The following is a 23,682-nucleotide window of genomic DNA, read 5'->3' on the forward strand; positions in this document are numbered from 1 at the left end:
AGGTCCCGGTCCGTGACGAGATAGACGTGGTAGTCGGTATGCGTTCTCCAGTTCATCAGTGACCTCGATGTTCCGGCGGCGGGCCTCCGGATGTCAGGTGAAAAGATTGCCCGAGCGTTGCGTAAAACTCCGCGGGGCAGAAGGCGGCGTATGTTGTCTGCCCTGCGCCAGGCACAGGCGGGAAGGGGAGCGCCGGGCGGCGTGAGATGTTCAGCGTGCCGGAAGCGCGTTCCGCACGCGGGGGCGCGGGCCGTGCCTTCGCAACTTCGCAGACGACCCGCGGCCTCGCTCAGCGTGCGGAGCTCTCGAGCCTGTGGACTCTCGATGCGGCGTCTTCGGGATCCAGCAGATAGAGCTCGTCCAGAAAGGCGGGCAGAAAGCTGCCGGGCCCTTTGGCGCGCGCTCCGGCCTTTTCTCCGGCGGAAGCCATCACGGCCATGGCCGCGGCGGCCGCCGTAAGACGGTTCTTGCACACGGCGGCGTAGGCTCCGGTGACGGCGGAAGCGGAGCAGCCCATGCCCGTGACGAGCGGCATGAGCGGCGAGCCGCCTTCCACGACAAGATCGTCGCTGCCGTCGGTAATGAGATCGCGCTCTCCGCTCACGCTCACCACGCAGCCGAAGCGGCGGGCCAGCTCATGGGCGGCGTCCAGCGCTTCATCGCTGCTGTTGCGGCTGTCCACGCCCTTGGTGGCCACCTTGTCGGCCGAGCGTATTTCCGCGGCAAGCGCCATGATTTCCGAAGCGTTGCCGCGCAGAATGTCCGGGCGCACCAGATCGAGCAGGCGCAGCGCGGAACGGGTGCGCAGGCCGGAGGCTCCGGCTCCCACCGGATCCAGCACCACGGGCTTTCCCTTTTTCTTCATGAGCTTGCCGGCAAGCTCCATGCTGTCCAGCCAGGAAGGATCGAGCGTGCCGATGTTGAGCACAAGAGCGGAATCAATGTTGGTGAGATCGTCCATTTCCTCGGCGGCGTGCGCCATGAGGGGCGAGGCGTGCGCGGCGAGCAGGGCGTTGGCCGTCACCTGCATGACCACGAAGTTCGTGATGCTGTGGACCAGAGGCACGTTTTCGTACACGGCGCGGATGGCGTCCGTAATCTGCTGTTTCATGATCTTTCCCGTAAAGAATTGTTCAGGCCGAGAACGCCCGCCCGGAGCAGGCGATCCAGCACGATGTTGAGAGGCAGGCCCACCACCGTGGACCAGGATCCTTCGATGGCGCTGACCAGAAAGGCGCCGCCGTCCTGAATGCCGTAGGAACCGGCCTTGTCCAGCGGATCGCCGCTGTCGGCGTAGGCTTCCAGCACGGGAAGCGGCCAGGGCGCAAAGGTGACCTTCGTCATGTCGTCGAAGCACTCCACGTGATTGTCCATGGCAAGGCAGCAGGAAGTGACCACTTCGTGCGTGCGGCCGGAAAGGCGGGAGAGCATGGCGACGGCGTCGTTTCTGTCGCGGGGCTTGCCGAGAATGGAGGCTCCTTCCTCATCGCGGAGAATGACGATGGTGTCGGCGGAGAGCACGGCGGGGCGGTCGGTGCGGCCGGAAAGTTCGCTGAGCACGAAGCGGGATTTTGCTTCCGCGCAGCGGGCCGCGTAGGCGCGCGGATCTTCGCCCGGTTCGGGACGCGGTTCGGGACAGGCGGCGGGATGGACGTCGAAGCTGAGGCCCACGCCCTCCAGAAAGGCGCGGCGTCGCGGCGAGCCGGAAGCCAGAACAAGGGGGCGGAGCATGGTGAAGGCGCAGGTCATGAAGAAATCCGTGAATGTTGAAGGGCGGAACGCGCGGCAGAAGTCGCGGCGGGCGCAAAAACAAAGACTGCGCCCGCGCAAGCGGCGCACAGGCTGCCGAACGGAACGCAGACATGAGGGTTCAGGGCAGAGTTTTAACGCCTCCTGCATAAAAAGCAATCCCGGAAGGGGGCAACAGCGCTCTTGGCTACGGAACATTAATAGTATATGATACCCGCGTTCCTTGCGACTGCGATGGTCCTGGAACGGGAAAATACAAGTTTCACGAGGAAATCAGATGAGCGAAGCTTTCGAAAGACTGAAGGAAAGGGAAAAGGCCTTTATGTGCCGGACGTACTCGCGTTATCCGCTGGGCATAGTCCGAGGCAAGGGCTCCCGCCTCTGGGACGTGGACGGCAAGGAATACGTCGACCTGCTGGCCGGCATTGCCGTCATCGGCCTCGGCCACTGCAACGAGGAAATAGCGGAGGTCATGGAAAGGCAGTCGCGAAAGCTGGTGCATGTGAGCAACCTCTTTTATCAGGAAGAACAGCTCGACTACGCGGAAAAGCTGCTTTCCACCAGCCATGCGGGCAAGGTGTTCTTCTGCAACTCCGGCGCGGAAAGCAATGAAGCGGCCATCAAGATCGCCAGACGCTATCAGCACGTGGTGAAGGGCCGCGACGCGTGGGAGGTCATTACCCTGACCAACTGCTTCCACGGCCGCACGCTGGCCACGCTGGCGGCCACGGGCAAGCACACCGAAGGCTTCGAGCCGGAAACGCCCGGCTTCGGCCGCGTGCAGTGGGGCGATCTCGACGCCCTGGAAAAGGCCATCAAGCCCACCACGGCGGCCGTGCTCTTTGAAGCCATTCAGGGAGAGGGCGGCATCATTCCCGTGACGCAGGAATACGCCGACGGCGTCGTCGACATCTGCCGCCGTCACGGCGTGCTCGTCATGTGCGACGAAGTGCAGGCCGGCATGGGCCGCAGCGGCAAGTGGTGGGGCTTCCAGAACTTCAATCTCAAGCCCGACGTGTTCACGAGCGCCAAGTCCATGGCCAACGGTCTGCCCCTCGGCGCCATGATGGCCACCGACGAAGTGGCGCAGGGCTTCGACTACGGCAGCCATGCCACCACCTTCGGCGGCGGCGCGCTGGTGACGGCCGTGGGCCTCAAGGTGCTGGAAATCATGGAGCGCGATCACCTTGTGGAACGCGCGGCTACGCTCGGCGAGCGCGCCCGCGCCCGTTTCCGCGAGCTCGGCGAAAGACTGCCCGGCGTGATCCGCGACGTGCGCGGCCTCGGCCTGCTCATCGGCGTGGAACTGAACATGTCCGACGAAAAGGCGAAAAAGGTGTGGCTCGAACTCATGAACCGCGGGTTCATCCTCAATCTTACCTACGGTCCCACGCTGCGTCTGCTGCCTCCGCTGACCATTGACGAAGCCGATCTCGAAGCCTTTACCGAAACGCTCGAAGCGGTGCTCCGCCAGATGGCGTGATGTTCATGCCCGGCCTTCGGGCCGGGCTTTTTTGAAGGAGTTTTCTTTTCATGGATCGCATCCTGAGACATGCCCTGGTGTATCGACCTTCCGGATTCGAGAAGGGCGACATCCTCATTCGGAACGGCAGAATAGAACGCATTGCGCCGCAGATTCCTCCCATGGAGGGCGTGACGGAATCCGATATGAGCGGCTGTTGCATTGTTCCCGGCCTTGTAGATGTTCATGTGCATCTGCGCGAGCCGGGTTTTTCATGCAAGGAAACCATACGCACGGGCACTCTGGCGGCTGCGCACGGCGGTTTCACCACGGTGTGCGCCATGCCCAATCTGAACCCCGTGCCCGACACGCTTGAGCATCTGGAAAAGCAGCTTGAGATCATCCGGCGCGACGCCGTGATTCATGTGCTTCCCTACGGGGCCATCACCATGGCGGAGGAAGGCCGCGAGCTTTCCGACGTGGCGGCCATGGCTCCCTTTGTGGCGGGCTTTTCCGACGACGGCCGCGGAGTGCAGGACGAAGGCATGATGCGCTCCGCCATGCAGGAGGCCAAAAGGCTCGGCAAGATCATCGCCGCGCATTGCGAAGTGAACAAGCTTCTCACGGGCGGCTGGATTCACGACGGCGAATACGCGAGAGCCCACGGACACCGTGGCATCAGCTCGGAGAGCGAGTGGGCGGAAGTGGCCCGCGACGTGAAGCTTGCGAAGGAAACGGGAGTCGCCTTTCACGCCTGCCACATTTCCACGAAGGAAAGCGTGGACATCATACGCCGCGCCCGGGCCGAAGGCGTGGACGCGACCTGCGAGACGGGCCCGCACTATCTCGTGCTCTGCGACAAGGATCTGCAGGAAGACGGCCGCTTCAAGATGAATCCGCCCCTGCGCGGCGAAGAGGACAGGGACGCGCTCATTGCAGGCATTCTCGACGGCACCGTGAGCATGATAGCCACGGATCACGCCCCGCACGAAGCCGAAGCCAAGAGCCGGGGCCTGGAGCGCAGCGCCATGGGCGTGGTCGGACTCGAAACGTCCTTTGCGGTCATGTACACCTATTTTGTGAAGCGCGGCGTGCTTTCGCTCGAAAAGCTGGTGGAACTCATGTCCGTGAATCCCGCGAAGCGTTTCGGCATCGGCTCGTTCCTGGAAGAGGGGCAGATGGCGGATCTTGCCGTGTTCGATCTCTCCCGCGAATGGGTTGTGAATCCGGAGGAATTTTTGAGCAAGGGACGCGCCACGCCCTTTGCCGGACACACGCTCTACGGCCGCTGCGTGCTCACGCTCGTGAACGGCGAGGAAGCCTGGAACGAAAAGGCCTAGCGCGGGCGGAACACGCTTGTCGTGCCTTGCGGCCTCTGCGGCCTGCACCGCGGGCCTTTTCTCCGCAAACAGAAAACTCGGAGCCAGCATGAAACAGGGAATATATACGATTGTCGAGCATACGCCGCTCACGAAGGACGTGTACCGCATGGTGCTTTCCGGCGATACGTCGGCCATGACCATGCCGGGACAGTTCGTGGAAATCAGTCTGCCGGGCTTTTTTCTGCGCCGTCCCATTTCCGTCTGCGACTATGACGAAAAGAGCATCACCATCATTTACAAGGTCGTGGGCCAGGGCACGGACGTCATGGCGAAGATGAAGGAAGGCGACACGCTCGACGTCATCGTCGGCCTCGGCCACGGCTTCGACGTGGAAAAAAGCGGCGACGAGCCGCTTCTCGTGGGCGGCGGCGTGGGCGTGCCCCCGCTGTTCCATCTGGCGAAGAAGCTTGTGGCCGCGGGGCGTTCCGTCACGGTCATTCTCGGCTTCAACAAGGCGGACGAAATTTTCTACAAGAGCGAGTTTGAAGCGCTCGGCGCGCGCGTCATCGTCACTACCGTGGACGGCAGCGTGGGCGTGAAGGGCTTTGTGACCAACGCGCTTCCCGAACGCTGCAGCTATGTGTACAGCTGCGGCCCCATGCCCATGCTGCGCGCTCTTTACCGGGCTACGCAGGGCGCAGGCGGCGAATTCAGTCTGGAAGAGCGCATGGGCTGCGGCTTCGGCGCGTGCATGGGGTGCAGCATCATGACCAGAGACGGCAGCAGACGCGTGTGCAAGGACGGACCCGTGTTCGACAAGGAGGTGCTCGAATGGCAGATCTGAAAGTAACGCTCAGCGGCCTGGAACTGGACAATCCGCTCATTCCGGCCAGCGGCACCTTCGGCTACGGCTACGAGTTCGCCGAACTTTACGACATCAACATGCTCGGTTCCTTTTCCTTCAAGGGAACCACGCTGGAGCCGCGCTTCGGCAATCCTACGCCCCGCATCGCGGAAACGCCCGCCGGCATGATAAACGCCGTGGGCATGCAGAATCCCGGCATCGACAGAGTCATCAACGAGGAGCTTCCGCGCCTCAAGAAGTGCTTCCACAAGAAGGTCATCGCCAACATCGGCGGCTTTTCCGTGGACGAATACGCCGAGTGCTGCGCCCGCATCGACGCCGAAGAGCAGGTGGGACTCATTGAAGTGAACGTGAGCTGCCCCAACGTACACAACGGCTGCATGAGCTTCGGCACCGATCCGCTCGGCATCTCCGCCGTGACGAAGGCCGTGAAGGCCGTGACCACCAAACCCGTGTACGTGAAGCTCTCGCCCAACGTCACGGACATCGTGCCTCTGGCCGCAGCCGCCGCCGAAGCCGGAGCCGACGGCATAAGCCTCATCAACACGCTGCTCGGCATGCGCATCGACCTGCGCACGAGAAAGCCCGTCATCGCCAACAAGATGGGCGGCTTTTCCGGCAGCGCCATCCTGCCCGTGGCGCTGCGCATGGTGTATCAGGTGTACGAGGCCGTCAAGCTGCCCATCATCGGCATGGGCGGCATAAGCTCGGCGCGCGACGTGGTGGAAATGATGCTGGCGGGCGCCACGGCCGTGGAAATCGGCGCGGCCAATCTGGTTGATCCGTGGGCGTGCCCGAAAATCCTCGCCGAACTGCCTTCCGTCATGGCTCAGTACGGCATAACCTCCCTCAGGGAAATCATCGGAGGAGCGCACTGATGCGTAATCTCAACAAGGACGTCATGGTGGCCTGCGACTTCAGCAGCAGGGCGGAAGTCATGGACTTTCTCGGACTCTTCACCGAGGAGAAGCCCTTCGTGAAGATAGGCATGGAACTCTACTATGCCGAAGGCCCCGACATCGTGCGCGCCATCAAGGCCCGGGGACACAGAATTTTTCTTGATCTCAAGCTGCACGACATTCCGAACACCGTGCGCAAGGCCATGGCCGTGCTCTCCGCGCTCGACGTGGACATGTGCAATCTGCACGCCGCGGGCACCGTGGCCATGATGGAAGAGGCGCTCAAGGGACTCACCCGCGCAGACGGCACGCGTCCTCTGCTCATTGCCGTCACGCAGCTCACCTCCACGAGCGAGGAGAGAATGCGCGAAGACCTGCTCATCGAGCGCCCCATGGAGGAAGTGGTCATGCACTACGCCTCCCGCGCCCGTGCGGCGGGCCTCGACGGCGTGGTCTGCTCTCCGCTGGAAGCGGGCAAGGTGCATGACGTGTGCGGCAGCGACTTTCTTACCGTGACCCCCGGCGTGCGCTTCGCCGACGGCGACAAGGGCGATCAGGTGCGCGTGACCACGCCCGCCCGCGCCCGCGAACTCGGGTCCGACTTCATCGTGGTGGGCCGCCCCATCACGCAGGCAGACGATCCCGTGGCGGCCTATCGCCGCTGCGTCAAGGAATTTCTCGGGTAACAGCCGGTTACGTCCGTCCGCAGACCTTTTTTCGGCGGACGGACGACAGCGTCGGAACGCGTTCTGAACGTCGGAGACGTGGTCTTCGCGCGCGTATCTTCCGGCGCGGCCCCGGCGCGTCCTTTTCAGCCTTCGCCCTGCGGCGCAGGCGCACCTCAGCTACAAGGAGTCATCCTCATGGAGTCTCGCGAAAAGCTCATTGCCAAAGATCTGCTTTCCATCAAGGCGGTGTTTTTCCGTCCTGACGAACCCTTCATCTGGGCGAGCGGCATCAAGAGCCCCGTTTACTGCGACAACCGTCTTACTCTGACCGCCCCCGAAGTGCGCAACGACGTGGAAAACGCCCTCGCCGCCGTGGTGCGCGAGGAATATCCCGAGTGCGAAGTGCTCATGGGCACCAGCACGGCGGGCATCGCCCACGCCGCCATTGTGGGACACATTCTTGGCATGCCCATGGGCTATGTGCGCTCCAGCGCCAAGGATCACGGCCGCGGCAATCAGATCGAGGGCCGTCTGGAACCCGGTCAGAAGGTCGTGGTCATTGAAGACCTCATTTCCACCGCGGGCAGCGTGCTGGAAGTGGTCAAGGTGCTGCGCGAGGCCGGAGCCGACGTGCTCGGCGTGGCCAGCATCTTCACCTACGGCATGAAGAAGGGCCTCGATCGCCTTGCCGAAGCCGGCGTGAAGAACGTGAGCCTCACCAACTTCGACACCATCGCCTCCGTGGCCGCGGAAATCGGCTACATCCGCAAGGAGGACGTGGCGCGTCTCATCGCCTTCCGCAACAATCCTTCCGACGAGAGCTGGATCGGAGCGTAACGGTATGAAAAGCGTTATCGACATCCGCGACCTTTCGACGCAGGACATTGAACAGCTTCTGGCCACGGCCCTGGACATCATCGCCGACCCCGTGAAGTATTCCCAGAAGTGCCGCGGCAAGAAGCTCGCCACGCTGTTCTTTGAACCTTCCACCCGCACGCGCCTCAGCTTCGAGGCCGCCATGTACGAACTCGGCGGCCATGTGCTCGGCGTTTCCGAGGCGCAGAGCTCTTCCGCCTCCAAGGGCGAGAGCGTGGCCGACACCGTGCGCGTGGTGAGCTGCTACGCCGACATCATCGCCATGCGGCATCCCAAGGAAGGCGCGCCGCTCGTGGCCGCCATGAACGCTTCCGTGCCCGTCATCAACGCGGGCGACGGCGGACACAACCATCCCACGCAGACGCTTGCCGACCTGCTCACCATCTGGCGCGAGAAGGGCAGGCTGGACAATCTCGTCATCGGCCTGTGCGGCGACCTCAAGTTCGGCCGCACCGTGCATTCGCTCATTGCGGCCATGTCGCGCTACAGCAACGTGAAGTTCGTGCTCATTTCTCCCGAGGAGCTGCGTCTGCCCGGCTACATCCGCAAGGACGTCATGGAAAAGAACGGCATGCCCTTTGAGGAAACCACTGATCTTGTGGCCGCCATGCCCTCGCTGGACGTGCTGTACATGACCCGCGTGCAGAAGGAACGCTTCTTCAACGAAGCCGACTACGTGCGCCTGAAGGACAGCTATGTGCTCACTCCCGACAAGCTGAAGGGCGCCAAGGAAGACATGTGCATCATGCATCCGCTGCCCCGCGTGAACGAAATATCCGTGGCCGTGGACAAGGACCCGAGAGCCGCCTACTTCCGTCAGGTGCTGAACGGCAAGTACATGCGCATGGCGCTCATCATGAAACTTCTGGGGGTGAACTAGCATGGTCATCGACGCGATTTCCAACGGCATCGTTCTCGACCACATCAGGGCGGGCCTCAGCATGGAGCTGTACCGCATTCTCAATCTGGACAAGCTCCAGTGCTCCGTGGCCGTGCTCAAGAACGTCACCAGCAGAAAGATGGGCCGCAAGGACATCATCAAGATAGACGAGATCATTGATCTCAATTTCGACGTGCTCGGCTATGTGGATCCGGGCATCACCGTGAGCATCGTGCGCGACGGCAAGCTCGACCGCAAGTTCAGCGTGGAACTGCCGGAACGGGTGACCGACGTCATCCGCTGCAAGAACCCCCGCTGCATCACCTCGACCGAGCAGGAACTGCCGCACATCTTCAAGCTGACGGACAGGGAAAAGCGCGTGTATCGCTGCATCTACTGCGAAAGCAGGGCCAAGGGCGGCGACTAGCCGTTTCCGGCCGATGCAGAACGGGCATCGGCCGGGCAACGCCTTGCCTGAACATCAACGCCGTGGAAGAGATTCCGCGGCGTTTTTTCATGCTTTTTTTTCAGAGGGAGCGGCGTCATGGCTGTAAAAATCTCCGGTCGGCCGTTTCTTGGCGCCGGATGTGTCCAGCAGAGGCGAGGCCCGGCTGCGCCGTGTCTCTTGAACGCAGAAGATTGTCGGGCGCGTCTGAGAAAGCGCCGTGAGAGGCGTCCTTGCGCGGGTTTTTCAGGGGCAACGCGACGTTTCCGCCCGCGCGTGTGATTCCGGTCGGCGACGTTCACGGTGCGGCGGTGCTCGCACGACCAGGTCCGGGTTTTTGGGCTTTTGCCGCGTGTCCGGGCGCGAAAGGTCCGTGTGTCGGCAAGGCTGGGTGATGGTCGGAGCTGTGACCGAAGATAGTTCCGCATCTTCAGTCAGCGCCCTTTCGACGATGGCGAGTTTAAGTGGAGTCACTCGTCAGGCGAAAGTTTCGCCCCGGCGCGTTGCCGAGGCTGAATCCGGGCTTTGCAGAAGAAACGCGGAATGTTGAGTGTCCACGCAGAATGCAGGGGAGCGTCACGGGAGGGGAGGGCGCGTGGGCATGTTCGCAGCCGAAAAGGTACCGCGACCTGGGGCAGAAGCGTTCGGCTGGTACAAAAAAATTTTGAAAAGAAAAATCTTTATTAGTAATAATAACTATTGTTATAAAATTGTTATTTTTTTAACATGCCTCCCATGTCCGCACGAAGCAGCCCCGTCCTTTGTGCCGACATGCCGTCCCGGCGGGGAAAGGCGCGGCAAACGCCGCGAGGAGGAACGATATGAAGAGGATACTTCTGCCTCTGGCCGCGCTGTGCGCGGCGGCGCTGATGGCCATGCCGTCAGAGACGCAGGCAACCGCGGATCAGGGAAAAAAGCCCCTGGAGCAGGTGCCGTCCATGGAAAAATTCCAGGAAGTGTCGGACATCGTGCTTGACAAGTGCATGGCCTGTCACAGCCGGAATTACGATCTGCCCTTCTATGCGAATATTCCCGGCATCAGACAGATCATTGAGCAGGATTACCGCGACGGACTGCGCGCCATGGATCTCAATCAGGAGCTTGTGGGCGCGGCGAAGGACCGGCCCGTAGGGGAAGTGGCCCTGGCGAAGATGGAGTGGGTGGTACTCAACAACACCATGCCTCCTGCCAAGTTCACCGTGGTGCATTGGGGCAGCAGGCTGACGGACAAGGACAGGGAAACCATTCTGCACTGGGTGAAAACGACCCGCGCCGCGTACTACGCCACCGGGCTGGCTGCGGAAAAGCGGGCCAACGAGCCGATTCAGCCGCTGCCTTCGCACCTCGCCGTGAACGTGAAGAAGGCGGCGCTCGGCGAAAAGCTGTTCAATGACAAGCGTCTTTCCGCCGACGGCACGCTGGCCTGTTCCGGTTGTCATCTGTACGAGAAGGCGGGCACGGACAATTCACGCTTCTCGGAAGGCATACGCAAGCAGTCCGGCGACATCAACGCGCCCACCATGTTCAATGCGGTGTTCAACGTCCGTCAGTTCTGGGACGGCCGCGCCGCGGATCTGCAGGAGCAGGCGGGCGGTCCGCCGCTGAATCCCATTGAAATGGGCTGCTCCGGCTGGGAGGAAATTATTGCAAGACTTTCCGCCGACGAGGCGCTCACGGCCGAGGCCGGAGCGATTTATGCCGACGGATGGACCGCGCAGAACATTACCGACGCCATTGCCGAATATGAAAAGACGCTCATCACGCCGAACAGTCGTTTCGACAAGTGGCTGAGCGGCGACGATTCGGCCCTCACCGCGGAGGAGGCGGAAGGGTATCGCCTGTTCAAGCAGTATCGCTGCGCAAGCTGCCATGTAGGACGCAGCGTGGGCGGTCAGTCCTTTGAGTACATGGATCTCAAGGCCGATTATTTTGCCGAGCGCGGCAATCCGCTGAACTCGGACAAGGGGCTTATGGGCTTTACCGGCAATCAGGACGATCTGCACCGCTTCAAGGTCCCGAACCTGCGCAATGTGGAGCTCACGCATCCCTACATGCATGACGGCACCGTGACCACGCTGGACGAAAGCGTTGCCGTGATGGGCCGGTATCTTTCGGGCATTCCCGTGTCCGACAACGACCGTCGCCTCATCGTGTCCTTCCTGCGCACGCTGACCGGGGAATTCCAGGGAAAGCCGCTGACGGGTACGCCCGTGGAACGCTGAGTGGTCGGCGCGTTCGTTGAGCGCCGTTTGTGAGCAATCATGGATCTGCGGGCGCACAGGAAGCGAAAAACATGCCTGTGCGCCCGCTCTGGTGATGCGCCGTGGAGTGCTTCCGCGGCGCTTTTTCTCGCCGGGGCGGATCCTGCTCGGCGTTCCCGGGCAAGGACAGGCGTCCGGGGGCGGCGTGCCGACCGTATCGCCCGGGAGGCGGCAGCGGCGCGGGGCTTTTCCGCCTGCAGAATACGCGCGTCCGTTTCCGGCGTCGGAAAGGGCGTGCGCGGGAGTCGTCGCGCAGCAAAGGGGAGGCGTCATGAGACTGTGCCGCGGAAAAAGAACAGGGCATGCTGCTGAAGGCGGCGCAGGGAAGCGCCCTTCGCTTCGGACGTTCTGTTCGAGGTGAACGCCCTCGCGCAGAGACGGGGAAAGTCTTTTCCGAAAAGCCGGGAAATCCTTTTTTGTTCTCTTCTGAAAAAACGCGGCGAGCTCTTGACATTGCCTGACGCACAAGGCATTCTCGCCCATCGTTCACCGAGAGCCGGATGTTCCGGCAGGCGGTGACATGTGGAGTTTCACTGAGCATGATTATTGATACCTTTCAACATGGTCCCGGGTATGCGCTCGGCACTCTCTGGAGCGGGCTTTTTCCCGGACTGATGAAGCTTGTCGAACAGGGAGAGGCGCTGCCGGACGGTCGCTATCCGCTGGTCGGCGGGCCGGAGCAGGGCGGCGTCATGGTCTCCGTGGAGACGTACGAGCCCAAAGACGAGTCGCAGGCGCGCTACGAGAGCCACGAGCTCATGGCCGACATTCAGGCCGTGCTTTCCGGCGACGAGTATCTTGACGTGTTTCCCCTGCGCGGGGAAGAAGTGGAAAGCCTGCGCGACAACGGACGCGATCTTGTTTTCTATGCGGAAAAGCCCGAAGCGGCCTGCCGCGTTCATCTGCGGCCGGGGCTGTTTGCCCTGGTGCTGCCCGGCGAGGCGCACATGCCCTGTCAGCGGGCCTGCAGCGACAGGGTGAAGAAGCTTGTGGTCAAGATACCGGCGGACAAGCTGTCCGTGCCGCACTGCCGGTAACCTGTGTTTTTGAGGAAAAGCGTTCCGGCTTTTCCGCGAGTCCAGAGCGCGGGCTTTCTCCGGTCGCGCTCAGCCCCATTGCCTTACGCTCTCTCCGGCACGGCCGGAGCAGGAGCTTTTCAGGAGCAGATTATGGATGTTTTTGATCAGGCTACGGAACTGGAAAGAATTGAACGTGAATCCGCACTGCGTCAGGCCGCGAACGTCGGCTATCAGGAAGGCCCGGAATGGATAGACGGGAAGCCCTGCTGCCGCGAATGCGGTGAACCCATTCCCGAGGCTCGTCTGAAGGCGATTCCCGGCGTGGGACTCTGCCTTGCCTGCCAGGAAGAATGGGAGAAGGAACGCCAGTAGGCCGCCCATGAGAATAATGATCCGCCGTGTCGTCTGATGCGGCGGATTTTTTGTTTCCGGCGTCGGCGGTTTGGGGGCGTCGAAGAACAACGCTTTGCCGCAGCTGGGGAAAGGGGAAGCTCAGGTGCGTCGCTTCCGGCGCATCTGCCCGCGGGCAGGGCCCGAAGCAGGAGCGGGAAAAACGACTCTTTCTGTGGGCGCGGTTGCGCTGATGAAGTTGAACTGAGGCGGTCGCGCGCAGGCAAGGCTTGCCGGGGACGTGTCAGGTCAAAAACGGCAGGCGGGGTCGGGCCGCCGGGGGCCACTTTGCTGCGGAGAGATGTTCGTAGCCGGAGAGTGCGTTCAGCTTTTCAGCCAGCGTTCGGCCTGAGCGGCGGTGCGTCCGTCCAGCAGCGGAAGCCAGACGGGCAGCGCCAGAGCGTCGAGAGCGGGCATGATGAGCCGCCCGTGATGCAAAAAGAAGGCTTCGTCGTCCTGTTCGCCGGGATGCAGCTGCGCGCCGTAGCGCCTGTCGCCCAGAAGCGGATGGCCGAGCGCCGAGCAGTGCGCGCGTATCTGATGCCGCGCTCCTTTTAAAATGGTGCATCCGGCCAGCGTGACGGCGGAGGGGAGAGAGCCCGTCCATCCGTGTTCTTTGAGATGCAGACGGCGGCAGATGTCGGCGGCATCCAGCACGGCCAGCGGATGCACTTCGGTATGACGCCGCTTGTCGGGATGCTCGGTCAGCTCCACCAGTACGCGGGAGCGGTTTTTCAAAAGCAGTTTCTGCGCGGCGAGCGCGTCGTGTTCAAGCGCGCCTTCCAGCAGCGTAAGATAGCGCTTTACCGTGAGTCCTCGATCCTGTGCGTCGCGGTACTGCCGCTCGCCGAGCTCGTCCAGCGCGGCCGTCGCAAGCCCGGACGTGGGAAAATCCAGACGGTTCAGAAGAGTGGCGCGGCACGCTTCGCCGAGAATGTCGGGGAGCATGCTTTGAAGACTGACGCCGGGCTTGCCGGCAAGCGCTTCCGTGTGCATGGACGCGGGCTTGTACACGGCGGCAAGGTGCGGCGTGCGGGTCACAAGACGCGGATTGTCTTCGGGAAAGAGCCGGTTGTGATGAGCATCCGTCGCCAGTGTTTCGGCAGACGGCGTCGGGGCGTCGGCGGGCGCGGCCTCCCGCACTTCAACCGCGTCGCCCGGACGCATCTTGCGCGAAGGCGGCGCAGGGCGGCCGTTCACTTCCACCAGACCGAGTTCGCAGAGGCGGCGTCGTCCGCGCAGTCCCATGTCGGGCAGCAGGCGTTCGAGCACGCGGTCGAGTCTGACGTCGTTTTCTTCGGGCAGAACCGTAAGGCGCGTCATGTTATTCCTCGCTTATCCAGCCTTCCGGCCGGGGATCGCCTTCATACCATATCTGCGTCATGGTCAGGCCCTGCGGCGGCGCGGTGAAGGGAGCCTTGCGCCTGTCGCCGGAGGCAAGCAGCGCGGGAACGGCTTCGGGGTCGAACTTGCCGCGTCCGCAGGCCACCATGAGCCCCACGAGATTGCGCACCATCTGCTTGAGAAAGCCGTTGGCCTCGAAGCGCACGTCGATCTGACGGCAGCCTTCGGGCAGGGCGGCGTCCGGCGTGCGCGCGGGATTGCGCGTGATGCTGAAAATGGTGCGCACCGTGCTTTTGTGCGGCGTGCCCGCGTTCTGCAGCGCCGCAAAGTCGTGCGTGCCCACAAGGTGCTCGACGGCGGCGTCGAAGCGGTCCATGTCGAGCGGACCGCACGCCCACACGAAGGGGTAGAGCTTGGGCGGCGTGCAGAGATGATCGAGCCACAGCGAATAGGTGTAGGCCTTGCGCTTCACGCTGAAACAGGCGTCGAAGGAATCGGGCACGATGCGCGCGTCGAGCACGCGGATGTCGCGGGGAAGCAGCGTGTTCAGCGCAAGCTGCCAGCGCACGTGTGCGCGCTCCTCGGGAATGTCGCAGTGGGCCACCTGCGCATCGGCGTGAACGCCGGCGTCGGTGCGGCCCGCGCCCTGCACATGGGTGGGCCTGCCCGCCACGTGGGAGACGGCCGCGGCCACGCAGGCCTGCACGGTGGGCGGATCCTCTCTGTCTTTCCAGGCCTGAATCTGCCAGCCGTGATAATGGGTTCCTACATAGGCGAGAGTGAGCTTGAGACGCGGCATCAGAGTTTCACCAGTTCTACGGTACAGGGTGCTATGGGTATGCCCAGAAAAAGTTCGCCCATGCGGGTGAAGCGGGGCACGTCGTCGGTGGTGAGAAAGCGCACGGAGCCGGGGCAGAGCGGCATGCCCACATCGGGCCCGGAGCCGCGGGCGAGGTGCTTTTCCTGCAGGAGCTTGCGCACGTCGCGCGCGGTGTTGCCGGCGGAGTCCACCAGCGTGACCCCTTCGCCCGCCACGTGGGCTATGGCGTTGCGCAGAAGCGGAAAATGCGTGCAGGCCAGCACCAGCGTGTCGGGGACTTCCAGCCCCTGCTCGCGCGGATCGTGAAAAATCGGATCGAGATACCGGGCCGCCAGTCCTTCGGCGAGCGGACCTTCAAGCAGCCCGTCCTCCACCATGGACACGAACAGCGGGCAGGCGAGCGCGGAAATGCGCGCCTGCGGCATGCGCTGCAGAATGGCCCGTTCGTAGGCGCGGCCGCGTATGGTGCCGCTGGTGGCGATGACGGCAATGTAGCCGCTTTTCGTGGCCCGGCAGGCGGCTTCGGCTCCGGGTTCGACCACGCCCACCACGTCGATGTCGGGATGCGCGGCCTGCACCAGAGGCAGCGCCGCGGCCGTGGCGGTGTTGCAGGCGATGACGAGCAGTTTTATGCCGCGTTCCACCAGCTTGTCGGCAGCTTCCAGCGCGTATCTCTGCACGGTTTCCACGCCCTTGGTGCCGTAGGGCATGCGGGCGGTGTCGCCCAGGTAGAGAAACGATTCGTTGGGAAGCTGTTCCCGCATGGCGCGCAGCACCGTCATGCCGCCCACGCCGGAATCGAAGAGTCCTATGGGCAGCTCGCGCAGAGCGGAAAGGCTGGAGGAAAGGCCTTGAGTGGTAATCATGGAGTCCTCGCGTCTTTGAAATATGGGACTTGAGTCCCTTGTTCCTAACGCGGGGGAGAGGGTGGGGTCAATGCCGGGAAGCGGTCGCGGGGGCGGCGGGCCAGATTTTTGCGGAAAGAAGACCTTTTCATGCCGCAGGCGTCTTGACAAGAAAACTGAACTGTAACAAACACAGTACAAGAAATCCCGGACGCGCTGCCGGGCCTTGAGGTCCGTTGGACCAGTGATTTTTTGATGTTTTGAGGGCTTTTTGCATGAGTTCCGCTTCGGTCACGCTCAGAGGTACAGTTTCTCCCCTTGAAGGCGGCCCCTGCCGCGTTGCACTTCTTGATGAAGAAGAACAGGAATGGCCTATCTTTCCCCGCGGAGCGGGGGCGGATCTGGCAGAAATGGTCGGATCTCCCGTGGAATTGCTGTGCAATGTCATGGAAGAAGATCAGCGCCGCATCTATGTGCGTTCCTACAAGTTCCTTGACGAGGCGGACAACGACCCCTGGCTCTGATTGAACAGGGGGTGTTTTTCGTTCCGCAGTGCAGAAAAAGGCCGCACGACGCGTTTTTTCGCGCTCGTGCGCGGTCTTTTGTTTCGCGCGGATCACTCGCAGCTTCGGGAATGTCATGAATATTGTTCACATAGGTCGTCTTGCCGTAGGCAGGGGGCGTCCCTGCATCATTGTTCCGCTCACCTCTTCCGATCTGTCCGGTCTGTGCGGGGAGGCGGAGCGTCTTTCCTCGCTTCCCGCCGACATGGCCGAATGGCGGGTGGATATGTTCTGCGGGCCTTCCGGCGTGGATGAGTCGGCCGTGCTTGAGGCCCTCTCCGCGCTTCGGCAGGCGCTGACCGTGCCGCTTCTGGCCACGTTCCGCACCACGGACGAGGGCGGCTGCTGTCCGGTGAGCGACGAGGGCTACGCTTCACTGTGCGCGAAGCTGTGCGAAAGCGGCAACATCGACGCGCTGGACGTGGAAGCCTTTTTCCGCTCCGGCCGCTCTAGAGAGATCATTGCCCGGGCCCATGCCTGCGGCATTCCCGTGGTGGCGAGCAATCACGATTTTGCCGCCACGCCTCCCCGGGAGGAAATGGTGCGCCGTCTGCTCTTCATGCAGGACGAGCTTGGAGCCGACATCCTTAAAATCGCGGTCATGCCGCAGAGCCGGGCCGACGTGCTCTCCCTGCTCGCCGCTACGGAAGAGGCATCGCGAAGGGCGCATCAGCCGGTCGTGTCCATGAGCATGGGGCCGCTCGGCGTGGTGAGCCGCGTGTGCGGACAGAGCTTCGGCAGCGCCGCCACCTTCGGCGCGGCGAAAAGCGCGAGTGCTCCGGGGCAGATGGACGTCTTCTCCCTCGATCTTGTGCTGCGCGCTCTCGATGAGGCCTGCGGCGGCGCCTAGGGCGCAAAAGCGCGCCGGGCTCTGCCGACACGACCGCGCATCGGTCCGCCTGCGTTTTTTGCAGAAAGCATGCGGTGTTTCTGGCGGGAGCAGAGTGTTGCTCCGTAGCGTCTGCGCTTGAAGGCTCGGGAGAGCGGAACGCTCCCACGCCTGACCATAGTTCCTTAAATAAGAGTAAAAGAAGAACCGTCTATTCCGGCATGTCGGGAGAGGCGGTTCTTTTTGTCCAACAGACGCGAGTGAAGGTATGAAAGGCGCGTGGATGGCGCCGAACGGAAGCGGCCTCAGAGCCTGAACGCGGGACGGGCGAGGGCGCGCATACTGCGGGCCTTAGGCGCAACATGAGGAGCAGTCGAGCCCCCGCGTTATTCGGACAGAGGCCGCACTTTTCTCCGGCTGTTCGACCGAAATCGACAAATTTCAAAAAAAATTTCCCTTTTCCCCCTAGACGGACCGCAAAACGGAATTACCTATTGCGTGTAAGAGTTCAGCCCTCCGGGCGGGCTCTTCCCCAACATGTGCAATATCTGAGGAGGAAATATAGTATGGGCAAGATTATTGGTATCGACCTTGGCACCACCAACAGCTGCGTTTATGTGATGGAAGGCAAGGAGCCCAAGTGCATCTCCAATCCCAATGGCGGCCGGACCACTCCGTCCATCGTCGCTTTTACTGATAAGGAACGTCTGGTGGGTGAAACCGCCAAGCGTCAGGCTGTCACCAACCCCGACCGCACCATTTTCGCCGTCAAGCGTCTGATGGGCCGTCGCGCCGATTCTCCCGAAGTGCAGCACTGGATGCAGCACGCTCCCTACACCATCGTGGCTTCCGCCAACGGCGACGCCGCCGTGCGTGTGGACGGGCATGACTACAGCCCTCAGGAAATTTCCGCCGTCATTCTCGGCCAGCTCAAGAAGGACGCCGAAGCCTACCTCGGCGAACCTGTGACCGAAGCCGTCATCACGGTGCCTGCCTACTTCAACGACGCTCAGCGTCAGGCCACCAAGGACGCCGGCAAGATCGCCGGTCTTGAAGTGAAGCGTATCATCAACGAGCCTACCGCCGCTTCTCTGGCGTACGGCTTTGACCGCAAGGCCAATGAAAAGATCGCCGTGTACGACCTCGGCGGCGGCACCTTTGATATCTCCATCCTCGAAGTCGGCGACAACGTCGTGGAAGTGCGCGCCACCAACGGTGATACCTTCCTCGGCGGCGAAGACTTCGACCAGCGCATCATTCGCTACATGGTGGATGAATTCAAGGGTCAGTACGGCATCGATCTGTCTCAGGACCGCATGGCTCTGCAGCGTCTGAAGGAAGCGGCTGAAAACGCCAAGAAGGAACTCTCCAACTCTCTGGAAACCCAGATCAACCTGCCCTTCATCACGGCTGACGCCACCGGCCCCAAGCATCTGATGATGACCCTCACCCGTGCAAAGCTGGAACAGATGGTCATGGATTTGGTGGAACGCTCCATCGAACCCTGCCGCAAGGCTCTTGCCGACGCCGGACTTACCGCTTCCCAGATTGACGAAGTGGTTCTGGTCGGCGGCATGACCCGTATGCCTCTGGTGCAGAAGAAGGTCGGCGAATTCTTCGGCAAGGATCCCAACCGTTCCGTGAACCCCGATGAAGTGGTGGCCATGGGTGCTTCCATTCAGGGCGCCATTCTCACCGGCGACGTCAAGGACGTGCTGCTGCTCGATGTGACTCCGCTTTCCCTCGGCATTGAAACCATGGGCGGCGTGTTCACCAAGCTGATCGACCGCAACACCACCATTCCTACCCGCAAGAGTCAGACCTTCTCCACCGCTGCGGACAACCAGCCTGCCGTGGACATTCATGTTCTGCAGGGCGAACGCCCGATGGCGGCCGACAACATGACTCTGGGCAACTTCCAGCTCACCGGCATTCCCGCCGCTCCCCGCGGCGTGCCGCAGATTGAAGTTACCTTCGATATCGACGCCAACGGTATCGTGAACGTGTCCGCCAAGGACCTCGGCACCGGCAAGGAACAGTCCATCCAGATCAAGTCTTCTTCCGGCCTCAGCGAAGAAGAGATCAACAAGCTGGTGCGCGAAGCTGAAGCCAACGCCGCGGAAGACAAGAAGAAGCAGGAAAACATCGAGGCCCGCAACCAGGCCGACGCCCTGATCTACGCCACCGAAAAGTCCCTCAAGGATCTCGGCGACAAGGTTGATCCTGCGGTCAAGTCCGACGTGGAAAGCAAGACCGAAGTGCTCAAGAAGGCCATGGAAGGCACCGACACCGATGCCATCAAGAAGGCTTCCGACGACCTCTCGCAGGCTTCCCACAAGCTGGCTGAAATGCTCTACAAGAACGCTCAGGCTCAGCAGCAGGGCGCTCAGGCCGGCCAGCAGGCTCAGCCGAACGGCGGCAAGAAGGACGACGACGTCGTTGATGCCGACTTCACCGAAGTGAAGTAAGCCCTCGGTTTCCGTCTGAACACCGATCTCAGGCCCCCGTCCCGCTCGGACGGGGGCCTTCCTCTTTTCTTCGGGCGGCGCGCGCTCGGCAGCACCGCAGCCGCCCCTCCTCCCACGCGCGGCATGCGCGCGCCATAATGAAAACGCCTTTTTCTCCGAACGGCATGTCCGCGACGGGAAAAAGGCGTTTTTTTTGTGCCTGAAAGATGGGCAGGTCGCGCGGTCGGAGTGCGTTTGCGGCGCGAAGTTTTGTCGCCGGGGAAGGGCCGGGCGTTAGAACGAAAGATCGCGCGCGGCGGGGCAGTCTGCCGTGCCGACGGCGCAGCGCACGGCCGCATTGACGGCTTTTCCCATGACGTAGGCGGCCAGCGTGCCTACGGCGTCCTGATGGGCGCGCACGCGACCCGACGAGAGCGCGTAGATGCTGTCGCCGTCGGCGGAGGTGTGAACCGGGCGTATGGTTCTGGCAAGGCCGTTGTGTGCCATGGCGGCAATTTTTTTCAGCCGGGTCTTGTCGAATGCCGCATTGGTGAGCACGCAGCCGATGGTGGTGTTGCCCGCAAAAAGATTGTCCGCGCGTTCGGCGCAGGTGCGCAGCAGTTCCCGTTCGCTGTCTGCAAAGCTCCTTTTGTCCGGCGAGAGCATGCCGGCGAGGCGCTTTCCTGTGTCTATGTCGAACACGTCGCCCAGCGCGTTGACCGCCACCACGGCTCCCACCATGACGTCACCGATGCGCGCCGCATAGCAGCCGAGGCCGGATTTCATCATGAATCCCGCGCCGTTGAGCTTGCCCACGGTGCAGCCTGCGCCCGCGCCGACATTGCCGCACGCGGTGCGGTTCCCGGCGGCGTCGAGGCAGGCTTGATAGGCCATGTCGGCATCGGGGCGGGCCGAAGCGTCGCCTATGCCGAGATCGTACAGGCAGGAGGCGCACACCAGCGGAACTCGGGCGAAGCCGGTGTCGAAGCCCCGGCCCCGCTCTTCCAGAAAGCGCATGACGCCGTCCGCCGCGCGCAGTCCGAAGGCGCTGCCGCCGGCAAGCAGCACGGCGTGAATGCGTTCGCAGGCGGCCACGGGAGAGAGCAGCTCCGTTTCGCGGGACGCAGGGCCGCCGCCGCGAACGTCGAGCCCCGCAGCCATGTCGGTTTCGGCAAGCACAACGGTGCAGCCCGTCATGCCTTTCTCGTCCTGAGAGTGTCCGATAAAAAATCCGGGAATGTCGTTCAGCGGTATTTCCGTCAGAAAAGATTCCATGAGTTCTCCTTGAGTCGCGTTCGGCGCGTCGTGCAAGGCCGAGGGGCCTGCGGCGTCGTAAAAAGCTGCGGGACTGCGGCGCCGGGCAACGGCGGCGTCTGACGTGGGCGTTTTCTGAAAAGGCGTGCAGACTGCTTTCCTGAAGGCGCTTGCGGCAGATCGTGCAACCGTCACTCGCAGACCATGAGATACATGCCTACCAGCACCACGTAGCGCAGCAGCTTGCCCGTGAAGGTGATGGGCAGAAAAGAGCGGAAGGGCTCCCGCAGAACGCCCGCCGCCACGGTAAGCGCGTCGCCGACGAGCGGCAGCCAGCTCATGAGCAGAGACCAGCGTCCATATTTGTGATACCAGGCCTCGGCGCGGAGAAGGGCGGATTCCTTCACGGGAAACCAGCGTTTGTTCCTGAGCCTCTGAGCAAAAAGGCCCAGCAGCCAGTTGACCGCCGCGCCGAGCGTGTTGCCCGCGGCGGCCGTGGCCACAAGAAGCCAGGGCGAGTGCGAGCCTTCGGCCACAAGCGCCACAAGCAGCGCTTCCGACTGAGCGGGAAGCAGCGTGGCGGAAATGAAGGCCACGAAGAACATGAGAAGGTATTCCGTCATGGGAGAGCCGGAAACGAAGACGCCGGAAAAGAGAGCTTTTCCGAGTGCTGAGCGGCAAAGTGCAAAGGGCAGGGAAAAAGATCGGTGTGGAGCGTTCGGGTGAACGCTCCGCTTTGTGGAACAGGCGCATCCGGCAGGACGACGCGCTGACGTCGAGCTGCCGGGAGCCGTTTTTACTGCTGCACCGGATTGATGCGCACTTCGACGCGGCGGTTCTGTTGACGGCCGTATTCCGTGCTGTTGTCGGCGATGGGAGAACTTTCTCCGTAGCCCACGGCCTGAATTCTGCCTGCCGCAATGCCGCGCTGAACGAGGGCGTTTTTCACACTCTGGGCGCGACGTTCGGAAAGCTGCTGATTGTAGGCGTCGGAGCCGGTGCTGTCGGTGTGGCCGGCAATGAGAATGGTGGTCTGCGGGTAGGCGGAGAGCACCTGCGCCACGCGGTCGAGCTCGGAGTAGAGGCCGGGACGGATGCTGGAGGAGTTCACGTCGAAGGTGAAGTCGCTCTTGAAGGTGAGAGCAAGGGCGTTGCCTTCGCGCTGAACGGCCACGGCTTCGGAATCGGCCAGCGCCTGACGCATGTCGTTTTCCTGCTTGTCCATCATGGCTCCGACGCCGGTTCCCGCAAGGCCGCCGATGACGGCGCCTGCGGCCGTGCCGATGAGCGTGGACTTGGTGTTGCCGCCGATGATCTGACCGAGAATGGCCCCGGCGGCTGCACCTCCGGCGGTTCCGTAGGCTGCGCCTCTGCCGGTGTTGCTTTGCATGGCGCAGCCGCTTCCGAGCAGCAGCGTGGCAATGAGTCCGAGCGTGCAGAGTTTTTTCATGGAGTATTCCTTCCTTGCTTTTCTGGAATGAAAGATGCGCGTTTTCGCCGGGCGTGTTTTCGGCAACGGAGCGGAAACACGTTGGAAAATCGCAAGTTCGCGAAAAGAATAGCCGCGACCATGGCAAAAGGCAAACACGCGGTCTGAATACGCTTGAAGCGTCGTCGGGGAGCGTGTTTTCCGTTATGCGGAAAGGAAGAAAGAAAAAGTTATGGAATTTCCATAGATAGATCGAATCGTGCATGGCCGGAGAATGACGCGCAACCGCAGAAGGACGGAAAATCGGTGGCTTTGACTCTTTTCCAAAAGCCTTTCAAAGTGTTTCAAGAGTCGGAAAGAGTTTGAAACATGACTTTTCGGGGAACTGTGCTATAAGAATAGCATGCAGGTTGCCTCTTCCCCCTTGGAAAACCTTTGCATATTCTCTTGTGTCTGCTTTCCTCCTGTGTGCCGGTCTGGTCGAGACCTCCTCCGATCAGACCGGTGTTGCGTTAAAAGCCGGGAGTCCTGTCGTCGGAGGGGGGCAACGCGTTTTCGGGTATCGGGCAGAGAAGTGGTTCGTGTTGCCGAGGCGTTGCTCCTGAATGACGCATACGACACGGCGGACGGGCCTCTGCATGCGGAGCGCGGCGTTGCCGGAAACGGATCGGACGTTCACGGCGCTGGCAAGGTATCGAAATACGGGGAAAGAGTTTGAAACGTGACCTTTTTTCGTCTTCCGGCTAGAAGATAAGCGTTGACGGTCATACCGAGACCTCGTGACCCGAAACCTTCCATACCCTCCTCTTTTTGTATTCCTATGCACGACCAGCCTGCCGACTACCACGGACAGGCTGGTCTTCTATTTAAGACCCTGTGTCTGTCGAAAAAAAGACAAGAGATGTTTTGGGAAAAGAAAAAGTTGTGCAGAAACTTTTGATAAGGGCAAAAGTCATGTCCTGGCAGCAAGGCATTGCTCTTTTTGGATGAGCATGAGAGCACAAGATGTGTTTCCCCGTAGGCAACACCATCCGTTGTGTTATTTATCGTCCGTTGACTTGTTGCTTTTGGGGCGGGCATGAGGATGTTTCCATGGAACGGCGCAGCCGGGATACAGTAAACAGGCGGCGGTTGACTTTTTCATGCCCATTGCTAGAACAGTAAAAAATTTTTTGAAAATTCATGTTGTTAGTTAAAAAGAGGCAATAGATGTCCAACGCGTCGAAACAAGGATCGCTGATATTTCTCTCTTTGCTCTGTTTTGCTCTTGCCGACGTGCGTGACGGCCTGGGGCCTTTTCTCGGCGTCTATTTGC

General features: G+C 61.8%; 22 protein-coding genes. 14 read left to right on the top strand and 8 right to left on the bottom strand.

The window, feature by feature from the left end; all coding sequences use genetic code 11:
* Nucleotides 1-289: 289 nt before the first annotated feature.
* Complete coding sequence (gene thiM / locus ACZM96_RS04465) at nucleotides 290-1,111, bottom strand: hydroxyethylthiazole kinase (protein ID WP_489487643.1); 822 nt, start codon at nucleotides 1,109-1,111, stop codon at nucleotides 290-292.
* Nucleotides 1,108-1,749, bottom strand: a complete 642-nt coding sequence (locus ACZM96_RS04470) for a Maf family protein (RefSeq protein WP_489487644.1) — start codon at nucleotides 1,747-1,749, stop codon at nucleotides 1,108-1,110. Before ACZM96_RS04470 ends, thiM begins: the two co-directional genes overlap by 4 nt.
* Before the next feature lie 277 nt (nucleotides 1,750-2,026).
* Here ACZM96_RS04470 and ACZM96_RS04475 point away from each other — a divergent pair, with 277 nt between their 5' ends.
* From ACZM96_RS04475 to ACZM96_RS04525, 11 genes are all read left to right on the top strand, one after another.
* Nucleotides 2,027-3,232 (top strand): aspartate aminotransferase family protein, encoded by a 1,206-nt coding sequence (locus tag ACZM96_RS04475; protein ID WP_489487646.1) that lies wholly within the window; start codon nucleotides 2,027-2,029, stop codon nucleotides 3,230-3,232.
* Between the two features lie 50 nt (nucleotides 3,233-3,282).
* Nucleotides 3,283-4,551: a dihydroorotase gene (locus ACZM96_RS04480; protein WP_489487647.1), complete on the top strand. Its 1,269-nt coding sequence runs from the start codon at nucleotides 3,283-3,285 to the stop codon at nucleotides 4,549-4,551.
* 88 nt (nucleotides 4,552-4,639) lie between these two features.
* Entirely contained in the window at nucleotides 4,640-5,377 is a 738-nt protein-coding gene (locus tag ACZM96_RS04485; protein ID WP_489487648.1) for a dihydroorotate dehydrogenase electron transfer subunit, read from the top strand.
* The gene (locus ACZM96_RS04490) at nucleotides 5,365-6,276 is read left to right on the top strand and encodes a dihydroorotate dehydrogenase (protein WP_489487649.1); all 912 of its coding nucleotides are present in this window, start codon (nucleotides 5,365-5,367) and stop codon (nucleotides 6,274-6,276) included. The genes ACZM96_RS04485 and ACZM96_RS04490 overlap by 13 nt, the downstream gene beginning before the upstream one ends.
* Nucleotides 6,276-6,983 (top strand): orotidine-5'-phosphate decarboxylase, encoded by a 708-nt coding sequence (gene pyrF / locus ACZM96_RS04495; RefSeq protein WP_489487650.1) that lies wholly within the window; start codon nucleotides 6,276-6,278, stop codon nucleotides 6,981-6,983. The genes ACZM96_RS04490 and pyrF overlap by 1 nt, the downstream gene beginning before the upstream one ends.
* Before the next feature lie 177 nt (nucleotides 6,984-7,160).
* A complete protein-coding gene (gene pyrE / locus ACZM96_RS04500) occupies nucleotides 7,161-7,802 on the top strand; it encodes an orotate phosphoribosyltransferase (protein WP_489487651.1) in 642 nt (213 codons plus the stop codon).
* A 4-nt stretch (nucleotides 7,803-7,806) separates the two neighbouring features.
* The gene (gene pyrB, locus ACZM96_RS04505) at nucleotides 7,807-8,721 is read left to right on the top strand and encodes an aspartate carbamoyltransferase (protein ID WP_489487652.1); all 915 of its coding nucleotides are present in this window, start codon (nucleotides 7,807-7,809) and stop codon (nucleotides 8,719-8,721) included.
* A 1-nt stretch (nucleotide 8,722) separates the two neighbouring features.
* Entirely contained in the window at nucleotides 8,723-9,148 is a 426-nt protein-coding gene (locus ACZM96_RS04510; protein WP_489487653.1) for an aspartate carbamoyltransferase regulatory subunit, read from the top strand.
* Nucleotides 9,149-9,987: 839 nt separating this feature from the next.
* Nucleotides 9,988-11,388, top strand: a complete 1,401-nt coding sequence (locus tag ACZM96_RS04515) for a cytochrome c peroxidase (protein ID WP_489487654.1) — start codon at nucleotides 9,988-9,990, stop codon at nucleotides 11,386-11,388.
* 578 nt (nucleotides 11,389-11,966) lie between these two features.
* Nucleotides 11,967-12,464: a NanQ anomerase/TabA/YiaL family protein gene (locus tag ACZM96_RS04520; RefSeq protein ID WP_489487655.1), complete on the top strand. Its 498-nt coding sequence runs from the start codon at nucleotides 11,967-11,969 to the stop codon at nucleotides 12,462-12,464.
* Nucleotides 12,465-12,596: 132 nt separating this feature from the next.
* Nucleotides 12,597-12,818, top strand: a complete 222-nt coding sequence (locus ACZM96_RS04525) for a TraR/DksA family transcriptional regulator (protein WP_294484757.1) — start codon at nucleotides 12,597-12,599, stop codon at nucleotides 12,816-12,818.
* 342 nt (nucleotides 12,819-13,160) lie between these two features.
* Here ACZM96_RS04525 and ACZM96_RS04530 read toward each other — a convergent pair whose 3' ends face one another.
* From ACZM96_RS04530 to murI, 3 genes are read right to left on the bottom strand one after another with little or no spacing between them, the layout of a single operon-like run.
* Nucleotides 13,161-14,159, bottom strand: coding sequence for a pseudouridine synthase (locus ACZM96_RS04530; RefSeq protein ID WP_489487656.1), 999 nt, complete (start codon nucleotides 14,157-14,159; stop codon nucleotides 13,161-13,163).
* A gap of 1 nt (nucleotide 14,160) precedes the next feature.
* Nucleotides 14,161-14,979 carry a tRNA pseudouridine(38-40) synthase TruA gene (gene truA / locus ACZM96_RS04535; RefSeq protein WP_489487657.1) on the bottom strand — a complete coding sequence of 273 codons (819 nt, stop codon included), beginning with the start codon at nucleotides 14,977-14,979 and terminating at the stop codon, nucleotides 14,161-14,163.
* Nucleotides 14,979-15,866: a glutamate racemase gene (murI, locus tag ACZM96_RS04540; protein ID WP_489487658.1), complete on the bottom strand. Its 888-nt coding sequence runs from the start codon at nucleotides 15,864-15,866 to the stop codon at nucleotides 14,979-14,981. Before murI ends, truA begins: the two co-directional genes overlap by 1 nt.
* A 254-nt stretch (nucleotides 15,867-16,120) precedes the next feature.
* Here murI and ACZM96_RS04545 point away from each other — a divergent pair, with 254 nt between their 5' ends.
* From ACZM96_RS04545 to dnaK, 3 genes are all read left to right on the top strand, one after another.
* A complete protein-coding gene (locus tag ACZM96_RS04545) occupies nucleotides 16,121-16,369 on the top strand; it encodes a hypothetical protein (RefSeq protein WP_489487659.1) in 249 nt (82 codons plus the stop codon).
* Between the two features lie 115 nt (nucleotides 16,370-16,484).
* A complete protein-coding gene (gene aroD / locus ACZM96_RS04550; RefSeq protein WP_489487661.1) occupies nucleotides 16,485-17,258 on the top strand; it encodes a type I 3-dehydroquinate dehydratase in 774 nt (257 codons plus the stop codon).
* Between the two features lie 545 nt (nucleotides 17,259-17,803).
* On the top strand, nucleotides 17,804-19,705 hold the full coding sequence (gene dnaK / locus ACZM96_RS04555) for a molecular chaperone DnaK (RefSeq protein WP_489487663.1): 1,902 nt from the start codon (nucleotides 17,804-17,806) through the stop codon (nucleotides 19,703-19,705).
* 273 nt (nucleotides 19,706-19,978) lie between these two features.
* On the opposite strand, the gene ACZM96_RS04560 is transcribed toward dnaK, so the two are convergent.
* The 3 genes from ACZM96_RS04560 to ACZM96_RS04570 form a co-directional block, all read right to left on the bottom strand.
* Nucleotides 19,979-20,959, bottom strand: coding sequence for a P1 family peptidase (locus ACZM96_RS04560; RefSeq protein ID WP_489487665.1), 981 nt, complete (start codon nucleotides 20,957-20,959; stop codon nucleotides 19,979-19,981).
* A gap of 170 nt (nucleotides 20,960-21,129) precedes the next feature.
* Complete coding sequence (locus tag ACZM96_RS04565; protein ID WP_489487666.1) at nucleotides 21,130-21,561, bottom strand: YqaA family protein; 432 nt, start codon at nucleotides 21,559-21,561, stop codon at nucleotides 21,130-21,132.
* A 173-nt stretch (nucleotides 21,562-21,734) separates the two neighbouring features.
* Nucleotides 21,735-22,388: a YiaD family glycine zipper/OmpA-like lipoprotein gene (locus ACZM96_RS04570; RefSeq protein WP_294484738.1), complete on the bottom strand. Its 654-nt coding sequence runs from the start codon at nucleotides 22,386-22,388 to the stop codon at nucleotides 21,735-21,737.
* Nucleotides 22,389-23,682: the final 1,294 nt, after the last annotated feature.

The sequence above is a fragment of the Mailhella sp. genome (genome assembly GCF_057866825.1).

Bases quoted from the DNA above. Each gene is read 5' to 3' on its own strand.
- thiM (WP_489487643.1), bottom strand. From the start codon at position 1,111: ATGAAACAGCAGATTACGGACGCCATCCGCGCCGTGTACGAAAACGTG.
- ACZM96_RS04470 (WP_489487644.1), bottom strand. From the start codon at position 1,749: ATGACCTGCGCCTTCACCATGCTCCGCCCCCTTGTTCTGGCTTCCGGC.
- ACZM96_RS04475 (WP_489487646.1), top strand. From the start codon at position 2,027: ATGAGCGAAGCTTTCGAAAGACTGAAGGAAAGGGAAAAGGCCTTTATG.
- ACZM96_RS04480 (WP_489487647.1), top strand. From the start codon at position 3,283: ATGGATCGCATCCTGAGACATGCCCTGGTGTATCGACCTTCCGGATTC.
- ACZM96_RS04485 (WP_489487648.1), top strand. From the start codon at position 4,640: ATGAAACAGGGAATATATACGATTGTCGAGCATACGCCGCTCACGAAG.
- ACZM96_RS04490 (WP_489487649.1), top strand. From the start codon at position 5,365: ATGGCAGATCTGAAAGTAACGCTCAGCGGCCTGGAACTGGACAATCCG.
- pyrF (WP_489487650.1), top strand. From the start codon at position 6,276: ATGCGTAATCTCAACAAGGACGTCATGGTGGCCTGCGACTTCAGCAGC.
- pyrE (WP_489487651.1), top strand. From the start codon at position 7,161: ATGGAGTCTCGCGAAAAGCTCATTGCCAAAGATCTGCTTTCCATCAAG.
- pyrB (WP_489487652.1), top strand. From the start codon at position 7,807: ATGAAAAGCGTTATCGACATCCGCGACCTTTCGACGCAGGACATTGAA.
- ACZM96_RS04510 (WP_489487653.1), top strand. From the start codon at position 8,723: ATGGTCATCGACGCGATTTCCAACGGCATCGTTCTCGACCACATCAGG.
- ACZM96_RS04515 (WP_489487654.1), top strand. From the start codon at position 9,988: ATGAAGAGGATACTTCTGCCTCTGGCCGCGCTGTGCGCGGCGGCGCTG.
- ACZM96_RS04520 (WP_489487655.1), top strand. From the start codon at position 11,967: ATGATTATTGATACCTTTCAACATGGTCCCGGGTATGCGCTCGGCACT.
- ACZM96_RS04525 (WP_294484757.1), top strand. From the start codon at position 12,597: ATGGATGTTTTTGATCAGGCTACGGAACTGGAAAGAATTGAACGTGAA.
- ACZM96_RS04530 (WP_489487656.1), bottom strand. From the start codon at position 14,159: ATGACGCGCCTTACGGTTCTGCCCGAAGAAAACGACGTCAGACTCGAC.
- truA (WP_489487657.1), bottom strand. From the start codon at position 14,979: ATGCCGCGTCTCAAGCTCACTCTCGCCTATGTAGGAACCCATTATCAC.
- murI (WP_489487658.1), bottom strand. From the start codon at position 15,866: ATGATTACCACTCAAGGCCTTTCCTCCAGCCTTTCCGCTCTGCGCGAG.
- ACZM96_RS04545 (WP_489487659.1), top strand. From the start codon at position 16,121: ATGAGTTCCGCTTCGGTCACGCTCAGAGGTACAGTTTCTCCCCTTGAA.
- aroD (WP_489487661.1), top strand. From the start codon at position 16,485: ATGAATATTGTTCACATAGGTCGTCTTGCCGTAGGCAGGGGGCGTCCC.
- dnaK (WP_489487663.1), top strand. From the start codon at position 17,804: ATGGGCAAGATTATTGGTATCGACCTTGGCACCACCAACAGCTGCGTT.
- ACZM96_RS04560 (WP_489487665.1), bottom strand. From the start codon at position 20,959: ATGGAATCTTTTCTGACGGAAATACCGCTGAACGACATTCCCGGATTT.
- ACZM96_RS04565 (WP_489487666.1), bottom strand. From the start codon at position 21,561: ATGACGGAATACCTTCTCATGTTCTTCGTGGCCTTCATTTCCGCCACG.
- ACZM96_RS04570 (WP_294484738.1), bottom strand. From the start codon at position 22,388: ATGAAAAAACTCTGCACGCTCGGACTCATTGCCACGCTGCTGCTCGGA.